Source organism: Okeania sp. (assembly GCF_983059655.1).
The window spans coordinates 2,562-18,362 of record NZ_CEZPJD010000068.1 but is presented as its reverse complement, the minus strand read 5'-3'; the positions used below and the strand labels follow the sequence as shown (position 1 = coordinate 18,362).

At 35.0% G+C, this 15,801-nt stretch carries 15 protein-coding genes; 10 read left to right on the top strand and 5 right to left on the bottom strand.

Translation table 11 applies throughout. The annotated features are described in order from the left end of the window. Positions 1-232 precede the first annotated feature (232 nt). The 5 genes from AC3DU7_RS06575 to AC3DU7_RS06555 all read left to right on the top strand — a co-directional run bounded on the left by AC3DU7_RS06575 (position 233) and on the right by AC3DU7_RS06555 (position 5,383). Complete coding sequence (locus tag AC3DU7_RS06575; protein ID WP_488038555.1) at positions 233-787, top strand: TRAP transporter small permease subunit; 555 nt, start codon at positions 233-235, stop codon at positions 785-787. After that, entirely contained in the window at positions 771-2,114 is a 1,344-nt protein-coding gene (locus AC3DU7_RS06570; RefSeq protein WP_488038554.1) for a TRAP transporter large permease, read from the top strand. Before AC3DU7_RS06575 ends, AC3DU7_RS06570 begins: the two co-directional genes overlap by 17 nt. Positions 2,115-2,310: 196 nt before the next feature. Beyond that, positions 2,311-2,502 carry a hypothetical protein gene (locus tag AC3DU7_RS06565; RefSeq protein ID WP_488038553.1) on the top strand — a complete coding sequence of 64 codons (192 nt, stop codon included), beginning with the start codon at positions 2,311-2,313 and terminating at the stop codon, positions 2,500-2,502. A gap of 707 nt (positions 2,503-3,209) precedes the next feature. After that, positions 3,210-4,370 (top strand): cupin domain-containing protein, encoded by a 1,161-nt coding sequence (locus AC3DU7_RS06560; RefSeq protein WP_488038552.1) that lies wholly within the window; start codon positions 3,210-3,212, stop codon positions 4,368-4,370. 2 nt (positions 4,371-4,372) lie between these two features. Continuing rightward, a complete protein-coding gene (locus AC3DU7_RS06555; protein ID WP_488038551.1) occupies positions 4,373-5,383 on the top strand; it encodes a ferredoxin family protein in 1,011 nt (336 codons plus the stop codon). Here the strand turns inward: AC3DU7_RS06555 and AC3DU7_RS06550 are convergent. The 4 genes from AC3DU7_RS06550 to AC3DU7_RS06535 form a co-directional block, all read right to left on the bottom strand. Next, positions 5,337-5,807, bottom strand: a complete 471-nt coding sequence (locus AC3DU7_RS06550; RefSeq protein WP_488038550.1) for a GNAT family N-acetyltransferase — start codon at positions 5,805-5,807, stop codon at positions 5,337-5,339. The genes AC3DU7_RS06555 and AC3DU7_RS06550 overlap by 47 nt on opposite strands. 284 nt (positions 5,808-6,091) lie before the next feature. Further along, positions 6,092-6,811, bottom strand: a complete 720-nt coding sequence (locus AC3DU7_RS06545) for a GUN4 N-terminal ARM-like repeat domain-containing protein (protein WP_488038549.1) — start codon at positions 6,809-6,811, stop codon at positions 6,092-6,094. Between the two features lie 460 nt (positions 6,812-7,271). Next, positions 7,272-7,778: an adenylyltransferase/cytidyltransferase family protein gene (locus AC3DU7_RS06540; RefSeq protein ID WP_488038548.1), complete on the bottom strand. Its 507-nt coding sequence runs from the start codon at positions 7,776-7,778 to the stop codon at positions 7,272-7,274. 199 nt (positions 7,779-7,977) lie between these two features. Beyond that, entirely contained in the window at positions 7,978-8,679 is a 702-nt protein-coding gene (locus AC3DU7_RS06535) for a response regulator transcription factor (RefSeq protein ID WP_488038547.1), read from the bottom strand. Between the two features lie 588 nt (positions 8,680-9,267). Here AC3DU7_RS06535 and hpsJ-B point away from each other — a divergent pair. From hpsJ-B to dxs, 3 genes are all read left to right on the top strand, one after another. Beyond that, on the top strand, positions 9,268-10,101 hold the full coding sequence (gene hpsJ-B / locus AC3DU7_RS06530) for a hormogonium polysaccharide biosynthesis protein HpsJ (RefSeq protein ID WP_488038546.1): 834 nt from the start codon (positions 9,268-9,270) through the stop codon (positions 10,099-10,101). Positions 10,102-10,401: 300 nt separating this feature from the next. Then, positions 10,402-11,283, top strand: coding sequence for a glycosyltransferase family 2 protein (locus AC3DU7_RS06525; protein WP_488038545.1), 882 nt, complete (start codon positions 10,402-10,404; stop codon positions 11,281-11,283). 175 nt (positions 11,284-11,458) lie between these two features. After that, the gene (gene dxs / locus AC3DU7_RS06520; protein WP_488038544.1) at positions 11,459-13,366 is read left to right on the top strand and encodes a 1-deoxy-D-xylulose-5-phosphate synthase; all 1,908 of its coding nucleotides are present in this window, start codon (positions 11,459-11,461) and stop codon (positions 13,364-13,366) included. A 308-nt stretch (positions 13,367-13,674) separates the two neighbouring features. On the opposite strand, the gene AC3DU7_RS06515 is transcribed toward dxs, so the two are convergent. After that, on the bottom strand, positions 13,675-14,307 hold the full coding sequence (locus tag AC3DU7_RS06515) for a hypothetical protein (protein WP_488038543.1): 633 nt from the start codon (positions 14,305-14,307) through the stop codon (positions 13,675-13,677). A gap of 1,004 nt (positions 14,308-15,311) precedes the next feature. Between AC3DU7_RS06515 and AC3DU7_RS06510 the strand changes: the two genes are divergently transcribed. Both AC3DU7_RS06510 and AC3DU7_RS06505 read left to right on the top strand, forming a co-directional pair. Continuing rightward, positions 15,312-15,482: a metallothionein gene (locus AC3DU7_RS06510; protein ID WP_488038542.1), complete on the top strand. Its 171-nt coding sequence runs from the start codon at positions 15,312-15,314 to the stop codon at positions 15,480-15,482. A 149-nt stretch (positions 15,483-15,631) separates the two neighbouring features. After that, the coding region (locus AC3DU7_RS06505) for an FAD-dependent oxidoreductase (protein ID WP_488038556.1) at positions 15,632-15,801 on the top strand (170 nt) is incomplete at its 3' end.

The following is a 15,801-nucleotide window of genomic DNA, read 5'->3' as shown; positions in this document are numbered from 1 at the left end:
TGTGTCTCATGTATGGCAAGAGTTGTAGGGCTTGAAAATTTATCAAGAAAATATTAATTCCCATGAAAATCATCTAATTCAAAATTAAGATGTCCTTAGTTTGAGAGCGATATGTAAATTTTTAAGGCTGTATGCTGTACAGGATTGTGAAAATAATGTATACAGTTAAAGTTTTGAGGCACAATCAAATGTCCAAAACAGACTTAAATTTAATGCTATGGGAGGGGCCGTATTGAAAATACTCTTACGTCTATCTCGGCTGATTGATGGATTGAATGAATTAATTGGACGTCTTACTTATTGGTTAGTTTTACTGATGGTATTAGTTGGTGTTTGGAATGTCATTGGACGCTATCTAGGTAGAAGTGTTGGTCAAAATTTAACTTCTAACGCTTTTATTGAAGTTCAATGGTATATTTTTGACCTGGTTTTTCTTCTTGGTGGAGCTTATTGTGTTAAACATAATCAGCACGTTCGTGTAGATATTTTTTATACTCGCTGGAGTCCTAAAAGAAAAGCTCTAGCTAACTTGATTGGTACGATACTATTTTTAATTCCCTTCAGTCTCATTGTTATTTTTGTTTCTTGGGGGGCTGTTTTAAATTCATGGGCTATTCTTGAAACTTCTCCCGATCCTGGTGGGTTACCTCGTTACCCGATTAAGACAATGATTATAGTTAGCTTTGTATTGTTGTTTCTCCAAGGAATTTCTGAAGCAATTAAAAATTTTGCGGTTTTAACAGGCCAGCTACCACCTCATAAGGAGTCTAATGAATCTGAGTATTGAATATGAATGGCTAGGTCCATTAATGTTTGCAGGGGCACTGGTGCTACTGTCCGTTGGTTACCCTGTGGCTTTTTCTCTGGGGGGTGTCGCAATAATTTTTGGATTAATAGGTATTGCTTTAGATGTCTTTGACCCCATATTTCTGACTGCAATGCCCCAAAGAATTTTTGGAATTATGGCCAATTATACTTTGTTGGCTATACCCTACTTTATATTTATGGGAGCAATGTTAGAAAAATCAGGTATTGCAGAACAACTCTTGGAAACAATGGGGATATTGTTTGGCAGAGTCAGGGGTGGTTTAGCTCTAGCAGTTGTTCTTGTGGGGGCTCTTTTAGCTGCTACGACTGGTGTAGTTGCTGCTACGGTGGTAGCCATGGGGTTAATTTCTTTACCTATTATGTTGCGGTATGGATATAATAAAGAACTCGCCACAGGTGTTATTGTTGCATCTGGAACTTTGGGACAAATAATACCTCCTAGTGTGGTTTTGGTAGTATTGGCAGACCAACTAGGAATTTCTGTTGGCGATTTATTTATTGGCTCTATTTTGCCTGGTTTACTAATGGCAGGGACTTTTGCTCTTCATATTCTGGTTGTTGCTTTTATTAGACCAGACTTGGCTCCAGCTTTACCCGCAGAGGTGCGCAGTCTTGGTGGTAAAGATTTGGTGTTTAGGGTGCTAACAGTAATGATTCCACCATTATTATTAATTTTACTGGTTTTGGGTAGTATATTTTTTGGTATTGCTACGCCGACTGAAGCTGGAGCTGTAGGGTGTGTGGGGGCGATCGCTCTAGCTCTGGCTAATGCACGATTTAGTTGGACTTCTTTGAGAAAGGTATGTGATGTGACTCTCAGGACAACTACGATGGTGATGTTTATACTTCTTGGATCGACTGCTTTTAGTTTGGTTTTTCGGGGGGTTGAAGGCGATCGCTTTATGTTTGATTTACTTTCTAATCTTCCTGGGGGAACTACAGGCTTTTTATTTGTCAGTATGACAATTGTTTTTTTGCTTGGTTTTTTTATCGACTTTTTTGAGATTGCTTTTATTGTTGTTCCTTTATTTGTACCTGTTGCTCAACAACTTGGAATTGATTTGGTTTGGTATGGTGTAATATTGGGGGCTAATCTTCAAGCATCTTTTTTAACGCCTCCCTTTGGTTTTGCACTATTTTACCTACGGGGTGTCGCACCTCCAGAGGTTACTACTGGTGAGATTTATAGAGGTGCTATTCAATTTATATTACTTCAGTTATTAGTATTAGTTATAATTATATCTTTTCCTGATATTGTTAATTTTTTGCCATCATTAAGTAGATGAAGGTTTCACCTCAAAAGCTTGAGCTGAGATATATATAACTTTTCAGCTCTTTGAAGCAACTTTCAATAACTGTAGGTTGCTTAAAAATAATTAAAAATTTTTCTCAACTATTGCATAAATCAAGAAGTTTAATATATACTAATTTTCAACTCCAGTTCATAGGGAGTTATTGAGAACAAATAAGGAAATATAAAGTATGTCACAGAGTTTTAATGTTCAGCAAGCTCGGCCTAGTAAGATTCAAATAGAAGTTACAGAGGTACCAGTTTTACAAGGAAAAAACTTGGCATCAGGATTAAACTTTGATGCAGATGGTGGCGACCGTAATTTTGATGCAGATGGTGGCGACCGTAATTTTGATGCAGATGGTGGCGACCGTCATCATTAATAGTTAAGTATTCAAGTCTTTTAATTTTTGTTTTGAATATTTAGGGGTTAAGACTTACCTATTTTCCCTATCTTAACTAGCCATGTAAGTCTTGAACTGGTGACAACTAAACAGAGCTAACGGTAAAAGCTTTACCCCTCCTTAATAAAAAGATTTAGAATATTTTTCTTTCAAAATTAAGTTTATTATGTTTTTTGGATTTCTTTATACAGCTGAAGAAGCATTTATAGTCATTTTAGTTTAGATTGAAACGAGTGCTTCTTGCTATTAAAGGTTTGACTCTTAAATTTAAAATGATTATACTAGAGTAAACTCAATATAAAGTACCAGACAATTTTTTTGTAGTAATAGTACTCAGTAAGTTTCTTCAAGTACCAAGAGTAACAAATAAAAAGAAAGTTATTGATGAGGACTGAGGATTACAAAGTATTCCACCTTTATCAATCTCTCAAATAATACAAAGCCAATTTTAGGTGGCTTTTAATATAAAAAATCTAATAATTCTGTAAAAAAATCATATTTGTGATTATGTAAAAAAAAATAATGAGAAAATTTGTCAATTAGATTGTACCTAAAGTATTTAATACAGCTCTATCAAAGAATACAGAATCAATTGTAGGTAGCTTTATAATATAAGAAAGTTAAGAATTCTGGAAAAACCCATCTTAACTATTATTGTCGAAAATTAATAGAAAAAAATCTCGATTATGTCATGCCTCAAATATTTAATAAAGCCATTACCCCAGGAAGAGTTTCTGGAAAACAACTGGACAAAGAAAGCGATCGCCATCTCTAGTAAAGGACAAAAAAATTTTAGAGACCTATTCTCGTGGGACAAACTCAACCATATATTAAACTTCCATCAAATAGAATATCCCGATCTACGTCTTGCATTTGATGGAAAAGTTCTAGAGGCAAAAGAGAATAGAAATCTTACCCAATGGTGTCAGAAAGGTGGAACCTTAATCATAGACCAAATTCATCAAAGGATTCCAGAAGTTTCAATGTTGGCCTCAAAACTTAGTTATGAATTAGGATACCCTACTCAGGTCAATGCTTACTGTTCTTGGTCTAGCAAAAAAGGTTTCTCTCGTCATTACGATACTCACGATGTATTTATTCTGCAAGTAGAAGGAAGTAAACAATGGTATGTTTACACTGACACATTAAAATACCCATTGCCAAATCAGAAATCATCCTCACTTGAACCACCAGAAGAAGAAGCTTATTTAAGTTGTATTTTGCATCCAGGAGATGTACTTTATATACCTCGTGGACATTGGCATTACGCAGTTACAAAAGAAGAACCATCTATTCATCTAACTTTAGGTATTCATAATAAAACAGGTATCGATCTATTGGAATGGTTAATCTGTAAATTACAACACAGAGAAGAGTGGAGAGAAAGTCTACCTTTAAGAATAGATAATAATTCTTTTCATCTAAGTCTAGAAACCTTAATTCAAGACTTAGAACAGTATATAAATAATCATAATATTAGCGAAGAATATTATAGCTATTTAGATAGTTTGGGGAAACCTATCTATCAATATGCTTTGCCTTATCAAGCTGGATTTAATATCTTTGATAATGGCATTGAAACTAAGTTTAAAACACCTCAATTTCAACGTTTACAAATTTCTAAAATAGCCGAGGGAGAAGATGAGTATAAAATCATAGTTTCTGGTAAAGAAGTATCTATTAAAGGAGTGTCAGGAAAATTCGTTGAAAATTTATTTAGTAGAGAAACATTTACTGGAAAAGATGTCATAAATCTACTCCCAGATTATGATTGGGAAATAGATATTATGCCAATGTTATCGAAGTTAGTTAATGAAAGAGTTATTTTTGTAGAACCTGGAGTTTAAACATGAATACATTTTTTTGCGCTGATGCTTGCCGACAAGCAAATGAAGATATTATTGGAAGTGGTACAAATTATTCCATATATGTGTTGATAGAGTGCCCTTACCCTTGGGATTATAATGCTTCTGAGTCTCGTTATCTACCAGAAAACTTAGAGATTTTGATGAGAGAAGTGAATAAATCTCAACTTTCACTCAGATTTTTACTAATTACTCAAAATCCAAATCAAAGACAAAATAATAGAAAAATTTTAATCTATGAAAAAGAGCAAAGTTTGTTTGTAAGTGGTTACAAAAAATATGAGTTTGATGTAGATCATCCTGAAAAAATAGCTCCTGTTATTCAAAAATATTTAGCAGGGGATAATTTAGATATTAATATTCAAGAAAATCAAATTAGGGATATGTTAGTTTGTACTCACGGTAGCCATGACAAGTGCTGTGCTAAATATGGTAATCCGTTTTATATGCAAGCTAAAAAAACTATTTCCGAATTGGGTGTAAAAAATACTAGAATTTGGAAAGCAAGTCACTTTGGTGGCCATAGATTTGCACCTACTATGATTGATTTTCCTGACGGTAGATATTATGGCTTACTAAATGGGGAATCTTTTAAGTCTATTTTGCTACGAACGGGCAATATTAAATTATTAGGTGGTGTATATAGAGGTTGGGGTATTTTACCAACCTGTACTCAGGCATTGGAAAGGGAACTTATGTTCCGCCATGGTTGGGAATGGTTTGAGTGTAAAGTTAATTTTTTAGATATTGATATAAATTCTGATAGAACGTTAATTAATACTCAATTAGCTGTAGTTAAACCTGATGGATCTAGATACACCTGTGAAGGTAGGTTAGTCAAAGATGAAAGTAAAACTATTCAACTTAAAGGTTCCTGCGATGCTACTAATAGTTATGAATTTATAAAGTATTGTGTTAGCCATATTAATTTCACAATTGAACGGAAAATTACTGAGAAAGTGCTTGTAAATTACCCTCACAAAAAAGCAAGTTAAAGTACATAAATTGATGGGGTATATCTAAAAATTGAAATGGCTCGCCAGTCTCGATAAAACCTATTTTTCTATAGAACTGAGAAGCACTGATACGAGTCATTACTCTCAAATGTTTGAGTTGTTTTTCCTTGGCAATTTCAATGATTTTTTTGACTAAAGCTGTCCCTATTCCCTGAGATTGAAATTTAGGTAAAACAGAAATATATGCAATGCTTCCTAATTCTTCAGATATTTCCCGTAGTCTAGCCGATCCAATAATTTGTTGCTCGCAAACAGCAATAATATGTAAGGAACTATCTTCATATTCATCTTTTTCTGTTCCTATTTCCATATTTATTGGTGCTCTTAATACTAACCAACGTTGATAATACATTGCATCTTTTTCTTGTTGGTTGTGAATTAAGCGAATTTGAAATTCTCTCATTTTTGAAGCATCTTTGAATTATGGCTTACCGATCAAATCTCAGACCATTGACAGATATTAGCTAAAGCCTTTTTTGAGTTGAAAAAAGTACCAGGTTTTTAGTCCGAAATCCTCAAAAAGTTAGCGGAAAAGGCATAATAATTGCATAAAATTACTCTAGCAATTGTTCCAACTACCTCCTAATTAAATTCTCTTCTCCGTTGCTCCTAACTAACTACCCCACTCCCCTACTCCTGAAAAAAACTTTTTCAGCAAACCCCAATTAAAGGCGATCGCCATTCTGATTAAGACCAAGCAGGATGAGATAATATAGAAGCAAACATTCGCACTCCACGCAGTAAATTGGATAGAGGCAAATGTCCTTTTGGTGCACTCAAATCCCAAGTAAATTCATTTGGATATCTTGTCCAACTATTGCCATTTTTCCAGCCAATTTTTGGCAGCAACTTATCCCAATTTTTATTTACGCTTAACCACATTTCTCTCTGTACAGAATACCCAAATTTACCTTCTGAATAAACTAACCACATAGTATTAATAGTTTGCAAATCTGGAATTGGAATACTATCTACTTCTGAAAAATAAAGCCATTTTCTTTGTATAGCTGCCTCTCCTGCCAATTCACACAATTTTTGCATAGTTAATTTATCAGCTTCTAAAAAATCTTGATGAGCTAGTTTTACTTGTATATGACTATAGTCAACATTAGATTCTGACTTTATCGGTACGACTCCCAAAGGAAAGTTTTTATTTATAAACTCATCAACTTTCGATGAATCTATTTGACGTAAAACTTGGTATATTTTTCCTGAAATAATAGTAGGTGAATCTGATTTTTGCTCTTGTAAAAATTCCATTAATATTTGCCTACCATCATCCCCTGTTTGTGCCAAAAGAGGGATTACCTGTAACTGTTTTTTTTCAGAACCAGATTCTAATTGAGACTGAAGTTCAACGATATTAAATGAAGGGTTTGTTGTAGAATTAATCCTTGATTCTGCCATAAAATTACTGTGTATTTCAGCTTTTGAAGTTAATTGATAATTAACGGAATTTAAGGTTAAATTCTTTTCCTTATAAAGAAAAGAGAAAAAAGCGGTCGAGGGATAGCATAGCGGAGCGACTCTGATAAGAGCCAGTCTCCTCACCATATCTAATAGACTAAAAGAAGAAAAAATTTTCCTTTTAGTCAATCTTCTTCTGAAAAAGAAGGTCAACATTCAGCATTCAGCCATCAACTATCAGGTATTTGTGATTAACTAATTATCATAGTGGAGGGAAATTATCCGCCAAGAATGATTAAAATTTATTAATGAAATTGGCTATAACCTAACCTCAGTTATTGCTTGAATATGTTAATACATCTGATTGCTGTTTGTAGAGCATGACAAACGGAAATGCTAATAGCTGAATGCTTACATAAGAAGAGGTAATTGTTAATTATTAATTATTAATTCTTGAAAACTATTTATTTTGTAAAATACGATTAATAATTGCAGTAGTAGAAGTGGAAACTTCCATTTGAACTAAAGAAATTTTACCACCATACTCCATAACTTTTGGTGCTTCGGGTAATGTTTCAACCGAATAGTCCCCACCTTTAACATAAATATCAGGCTTCAGCCGTTCTATCAAATGAGTAGCAGTAGCTTCATCAAATATTACTACTCCGTCCACTGGTTTCAGAGCGACTAAAACTTCTACCCGTTGGTCTTGGGGTATAATTGGCCTCGGAGGAGTTCCCAATGGTTGTGGCTTAATTTTTTGTACCGATCGGTCGCTATTTAAACCTACTATTAGCGATCGCCCCAAAGATTTAGCTGCCCATAAATAGCGAATATGTCCTGCATGAAGTAGATCGAAGCATCCATTTGTCAATACTAAAGGTCGCCAATGAGTAGGTTGAGCATTGATTGTCTGCTCTAGTTCCATTAAGCCATATAAACCAGGAATTAGTTTTTGGGAGTCCATTCTTTAACATTTATCTTTTATCAAAATAATTGAGTCTAAAACCCCACCTTTTAAGGCCAAATATTTTTGGAGTCTTGCTCAAATCCCCGTTACAAAAATAACTTCTGACTATCTTGGTGCGCGTTCCCTCACAGGAGTCAGCATTCCGCAAGCGAGCTGACGGCGACGCGGGGTCTGACCGATCTGACTTCTGACTTCGTTAAGCTTGACCTTCATTGACATTTTGTTCGCTAGGTGGTTGATATCCATGTTCAAAGGCATAACGAACCAACTGGGAGCGATTTTCTAAACTTAGCTTTCTCATTATTTTACTCAAATGAGTTTGTACAGTTCGAGGACTAATAAATAGGCGATCGCTGATTTGTTTATTTGTCAAACCTTGAGCTACTTCCCAAAAAACTCTTTCTTCTGCTGGTGTTAGAGGCAGTGGTTCGGGAGCTTCCTGAGATTGAGATTTTGTTGTTTGGGTTAGATGCTTTTCAGTCAGCTTTTTGATTTCCTGATGAACTCGACGGGAACGGTCTAATTGAGCCTCTATTTTTGCTACCAATTCTCGCATTTCAAATGGCTTATTTATATAATCATCTGCTCCCATAGATAAACCCAAAATTCGGTCTTCTAACTCTCCTTTACTTGATAGAAATATAAATGGTACTAATTGACCCAAATTACTAGAGCGTAAACGTTGACAAAATTCCAAACCATCCATTTGTGGCATCATTATATCAGAAACAATTAAATCAGGATTTAATTGTTCTAATATTGATAGTGCATCTAAACCAGAATTTGCATCTTTGACCTCATATCCTTGTAATTCTAGATGTCGTTTTAAGAGAACTCTTAAGCTGTCTTCATCATCTACTATTAGTATTTGTTTCTTGTTCTCAATTTTATCGTTCATTCCTGAATCTATCCTCATCGTTTAACCATTCATACTAGAATAATATATCTATTATATTTCTTTATTTTGACATGAATTTTCTACTTTTGATAAGATATTTATTATTTTCATTAGTATTCTTTTTATAAGTCATTTTTTTTTACATTATTTCTAGTTTTTAGCAATTACTGATTCATTTAAGTTTTTTGAATCTTTTATTTAAGAGGATATGAAATATTAACTAATTTATTTTAACATTTAAAAAAAAAAGCAAATATGATAGTTTTGAATACCAAAAGATTAAGCTGTTAAAATCAGCTTAGTCAAGCCAAAAACTTGGTTTTTGTAAAGAATGGGAGTAACTTGGCCTATTCATAGATCATTATTACTATAGTATATACTTCAGTACTATACTTCAGTACCATCAATTTCTAAATAATAATAATAGAGAAATCCTGATAGATTCTTTGTAAACTCTGGGATAATGGTAGAGACAGATAGCTACATTAACAGCTAAAATATATTTAGCTATTAGCGTAATGAAGTGTATCCTCAGAATTTAAGACCCGCTACCCAGTGAACGATAATTTTAGAATTTAGTAGAATGCCATGAAAGCAACAAACATTCGTCAATATTCCTCCATAGCTGCTAGGACTCTTACTATAGTAGGGATAATTATGATTTTGTCCTCTATACTTGACTTTGTAGTATTGTCAATTCCTTTCAACATAGGTAGTAGAGCATGGCAAATTGGTTTAGTGACACAGTTAGTAGATCGAGGAATTATCCCTATGGTAGGAATGGCCTTATTATTTACAGGCTATTGGGTAAGTAGTAATTCTGGACTTCAAGATAACTCCAAGTCCTCTATATTAGATTTGAGATTTTGGGGACTTTTACTAGCAAGCTTATTAGGACTAATATATCTGTTAATGTTTCCTCTACATATAAATAATACTCGTCTAGCTCGAGCAGAGGCTATTCAACGAATAAATCAGCAAGCAAATCAAGCTGAAACACAATTAACTGCTCGTGTCAAGACTAGCGAATTTCAAAATCAGATACAGCAAAGGCAAAGTCAATTAAGGAATCAATTTAGTACTTTGTTAGGAGATGAAACTAGGCTGAATGAAGCATTAGAAAATGAACAATTATCAGAGCAAGTGAAAAACTTGTTAGAACAATCAAAAGATAATCCTCAAATTATAGATGAATTTCTCAATAATCAAGCACAACAATTACCAACTCAACTTTTAACTAGAATTCGTACTCGCAAGCAAGAATTAGAAGAACAAGCTAATACAAATTCTTTTAAATCAAGTATAAGAACAGGTTTCAGCAGCTTACTTTTAGCAGTAGGCTATATTATGATTGGTTGGACAGGTTTAAAAAATATGGGAATTATTAAAAGTAAAGGGCGTCGCCAAAATCCCGCTAGATAGTTCAATAATTAATTATTAATTATGACCTCTTCTTTTCAAGGAGAGGATTGACACTTGAGGAAAAATTTTGCTTCTCTTGGTCGATTGGATATGGCGAGGAGATATCACAATTCATCAATCGTTTTTTCTGCTTTAAAGGAGAGGCTTTAAACTTTAATTATTCGGTAAGAGTTAATTGTTAACAGTAAGGATAAGATATAAACTTAATCCTAATACTTAATGCCCTACCTTTGAATATAGTAATTTCATAATCCACATTTACGAGCTTGATAGTAAAGAGCAGTTACTAAAATTTATCGAATGTTCTCAATTTATATACTGACTTACAACGAAGAGATAGATATTGCCGCCTGTATTGAGTCAGCAATGTTGTCAGATGACATTATAGTAGTAGACTCCTTAAGTAGCGATCGGACTGTAGAAATAGCAGAATCTTATAATGTAAGAGTAGTTCCACATAAATTTGAAAGCCATGGAAAACAACGCACATGGATGCTACAAGAAGTTACTACAAAATACGAATGGGCCTATATCTTAGAAGCAGATGAACGAATGACCCCAGAATTATTTAATGAATGCCTAAAAGTAATAAAAAGTAAAGAAGAATACATTGGGTATTATGTTGCGGAACGGGTTATGTTTATGGGGACTTGGATTCGCCACAGCACTCAATATCCCCGCTACCAGATGCGTCTATTTCATAAAGACAAAGTATGGTTTAGTGATTATGGTCACACAGAAAGAGAAGTTTGTGAAGGCCCCACAAATTTTTTGAAAGAAACTTATCCCCACTTTACCTGTAGCAAAGGAATTTCTCGGTGGATAGAAAAGCATAACCGCTATTCCACAGATGAAGCATTAGAAACAGTGAAACAACTAGAAACAGGAAACATATCTTGGAAAAATCTATTTTTTGGAGCTTCAGAAGTAGATAGAAGACGTGCCCTCAAAGATTTTTCCTTACGCTTACCTTTTAGGCCAGTAATTCGCTTCATCTATATGTATATTTTTCTGAAAGGATGTCTTGATGGCCAAGCAGGATTTGCTTGGTGTACCTTGCAAGCTTTCTATGAATATCTCATACTAATTAAAGTCTGGGAAATGAAAAATATGCCTGTACAATCATTAACTTCAGTCATTGATGCCAATTCATCAAAAGTAGAAATAGAGGCACAAGGGTGAAATATAACTTAACCATTGGAGCAACCGCTAAATAGCTATAGTGATTAAGTTGTTGAGTTTACTGATTATATTATGTAGCCCCACCCACAAAGGCTGATTATTACAAGGTAAATCAATCGTCAATATTGCCCAGTAAACATCGTAAATCTACACAAAACTTCAATAAATTTAAAGTATGCATCTGAGCGAAATTTCTCATCCTAACCAGTTGCACGGTCTTTCAATTAATCAATTAGAAGAAATTGCTAGACAAATAAGAGAAAAACATCTAGAAACCGTTGCTACCAGTGGAGGACATCTAGGCCCAGGATTAGGGGTAGTAGAACTTACCCTGGGTCTCTACCAAACTCTCGATCTTGATCGGGATAAAGTTCTATGGGATGTTGGCCACCAAGCTTATCCCCACAAAATTATCACAGGTCGATATAACAATTTCCATACCTTGAGACAAAAAGATGGGGTGGCAGGTTATCTAAAACGTTGTGAAAGCAAATTTGACCATTTTGGTGCAGGTCATGCTTCTACAAGTATTTCTGCTGCTTTAGGAATGGCCTTAGCTAGAGATATGAAAGGAGAAAATTTTAAGGTAGCAGCGATTATTGGTGATGGCGCTCTCACTGGTGGTATGGCCTTAGAAGCAATTAACCATGCAGGTCACTTACCTAAAACTAATGTGCTGGTAGTGCTAAATGACAATGAAATGTCCATCTCTCCTAATGTGGGAGCTATTTCTCGCTATCTTAACAAAATGCGTTTGTCTCCACCAATGCAGTTTTTGAAGGATAACCTGGAAGAACAATTTAAACATATTCCTTTTGTAGGCGAAACTTTTACACCAGAAATGGAACGTCTCAAAGAAGGAATGAAGCGTTTAGCAGTATCAAAAGTAGGAGCTGTAATTGAAGAATTGGGCTTTACCTACATGGGTCCAGTTGATGGACATAACTTAGAAGAACTAATTACAACTTTCAAACAAGCCCATGAAATTCCAGGGCCTGTATTGGTTCATGTGGCCACAACTAAGGGTAAAGGGTACGCAGTTGCTGAAGAAGATAAAGTTGGTTATCATGCTCAAAATCCCTTTAATCTAGCTACTGGCAAAGCTTTACCAGCAAACAAGCCAAAGCCTCCCAAATACTCTAAAGTTTTTGCCCATACCCTGGTTAAACTTGCGGAAAATAATCCTAAAATTATCGGTATAACTGCTGCCATGGGAACTGGCACCTGTCTGGATAAACTTCATGCTAAGTTGCCAAAACAATATATTGATGTTGGCATTGCCGAACAACATGCTGTTACTCTTGCAGCAGGATTAGCTTGTGAAGGGATGCAACCTGTGGCGGGTATTTACTCGACTTTCCTACAGCGAGCTTATGACCAGATTATCCATGATGTCTGTATTCAAAAATTACCTGTTTTCTTCTGTTTAGACCGCGCCGGAATTGTGGGAGCTGATGGCCCTACTCACCAGGGAATGTATGATATTGCATATTTACGTTGTATTCCTAATATGGTAATCATGGCACCTAAAGATGAGGGAGAGTTGCAACGGATGGTGGTGACTGGGATTGAGTATACAGATGGTCCTATTGCAATGCGGTATCCTCGTGGTAATGGTTATGGTGTGCCATTAATGGAAGAGGGTTGGGAAGCTATTCCTATTGGAAAAGGTGAAATTCTCCGCAATGGTGATGATGTTTTGATATTGGGCTATGGTTCGATGGTACATCCTGCTATGCAAACTGCGGAAATTCTCAGCGAACATGGTATTGCAGCTACAGTGGTAAATGCTCGTTTTGTCAAGCCTTTGGATACGGAATTAATTTTACCTTTGGCACAACGTATTGGAAAAGTTGTGACTATGGAAGAAGGCTGTTTGATGGGTGGTTTTGGTTCTGCAGTTACGGAAGCATTAATGGATAATGATGTGCTTGTACCTGTCTTACGTTTGGGTGTACCGGATAAGTTGGTGGATCATGCTAAACCTGATGAGTCGAAGGCAGATTTAGGTTTGACTCCTTCTCAGATGGCTGAACGTATTTTGCAGAGTTTTAAGTCGAAGTTATCGACTGTGAGCGTTTAAGTGTACTAACAGTAATTCCCTAACTAACAGGACTTACGCATAAATACCTTATGTAGTAGGGGTTAACGGCCGTTAACCCCTATAAATTATGTATAATTTTTTCTTTGGTTTAAGTCGTGTTTTTTTTAAGTAAGATATTTACTGGAGAGTACAAAGTTCTTCTGAAAAACGGTTTGCTCTCTAGACTGAAAGTCTTACTGGAAAAGGCTTACAGCATCTGCTATTCTGAATGGAGAGTTTTTTACTTTGAGTCCCTGAAAGCCTTAGCTAGCAATAGTTATTCCAAGAACTTTGCACTGTCTAGATATTCATTTACGCTTTAAAATAGAACCAGCACCCATAGCACCAACAGCTAATAAACCTAAGATTGAAGCGGTTTCAGGAGTTGATTTTGGTTTAGAGTTGAAAGTAAAATCATCAATGCCAAACCTTGTTTTATTTTCATCTAAAATCTCAAATCGAGTGGTACCAGGACCGGAGATAGATAAAGTTTGTGCTATTATGTTTGTGAAAGTGTCAGAAGCAACAAGGTTGTCAAACTCATCGAAACCTAAAAGAGTTAAAGTCTCAGTATCAGACAGGTTGCTATCACCAGCAAAAACTGAAATAAAATCAACTGCTTCTGTGAAGAAACCACTAATATTTCCTCCGGTAGAATTGGCATCTATGCCAACGTTTATTCCAGATTGAGGAAGTGCATTAAGATCTGCTTGATAAATTCTCAGGTTGCGCTCAAAAACAACACCTAAATCACTGAAAGTATCACCGGAGATAGTTTCTAATCTGTTAAATTCCTCAAAATCAATAGTTATTGCTTTATTTTGAATTTGGTTAATTAACCAAGTATATATCTGACTACGGCCTGTTTTTCGACACTGACGTAATGCTTCTTCAAGTAAACTGAAAGGTAACGGGAGTAAAACTTGTGAATCGCCGATCACTCTACTTGTATTATCAAAGTTTTTAGCCGATCAAATCAGACTTATAACTTCCGATCATAGGGCTAATTGTATTTGATTTTAGCGATCGCTCTAAGCATACTCGTGTTCTGCTGGGAATTGCAGTCAATATTACTGTTTCATAATCAAATAATTTTGCGTAAAACTACTTAGCTTGTAAATCCTATCAAGTAAATATTAGTGAAATTACTTATATTGCAAATTATAAAGTTCTATAGTATACTCAGTAAAACCTAAAATTCAAGGAAAATCTATAATGGATAAAACATTAGAATCTAAGACTTCTCACAGTGGAAATACTGTTAATTCCCGTTCCCGAACAAACCTATTGAATTTAAACAGCTCTAATTCACTGGTTCAAGCGGTTTTAGATAGTTGTTCTGATTGTGGGCAAGACCCCTGCGAGTGCTAGAGTCATGTGCTAAATACTACTTTTATTTGTCTGGGTACATCTATAAAAATATTTCAGAACTTAGGCACGCATAGGAAATAATACACTATTTTTAGGGGTTAACGGCCGTTAATCCCTACTATTTTTGGTGGTTATTAATATCATGTTCCCCTTCCAGGAGAGCTGCGCTAACGGATAATCAGTTATAAAAAACCTTCTGCCTTCTGCCTTCAGTCCACAGAGATTATAAGTATTCAACCGAACATGATATAAGTCTTGTATAGTTTCCATTGGTTTGAATTTATCCTAATTTTTTCCATCGTTAATCTTGAGTCAAATTTGAGAATAATTATAATTTTTATATCTCCAATTTATTTTATTCAAAATAATTAGGACTTACACAAATTGACTTTTAAAGCACTATTTGTAGTGGTAAACAGTATTATTTATAGCCATAAGTAGAGTCTCTGCGTAAGTTTTGATAATAATAATCATTCTTATTCTTTACTGTTAAAAAATGTAAACTTGACTTCCAATCATATAAATATGAGTTAAACTGAAACTAAAGAATAAGAGTAATAAAGGAGAAGAAATCATGACAACTGTAGTCGGAATGAAATGTGCTTGTGAACCCTGTGTTTGTGTAGTATCCACTGAAACAGCCATTCAGAAAGATGGTAAATACTACTGTTCTGAAGCTTGTGCCAATGGTCATATAGACGGTTCCAGTGGCTGTGGTCATCAAGGATGTGACTGTCACGGGTAATTCAATGCGCGGTTTTTTATCTGGTTAGTAGCGTACAAGTAGTGATGTTTGTAGTTTTTTTCTGGCAGTGAAAGGAATTTAATTATAAATATCGCTACATCTACAGAACTACCAGATATCTGACTAAACCGTATTTAGTATCATAAATTATGAACAGTAGAAATGATTTTCATGTAGTAGTTATTGGAGCAGGTCCAGCAGGTTGTCAATGTGCCAGAAGTTTGGCAAAATTGGGACGCAAAGTTTTATTAGTTGAACAACACGAAACATTTAATAAAAATGATTTTTCGAGTGCAGCAACTCCTCAAGAAACTCTCGA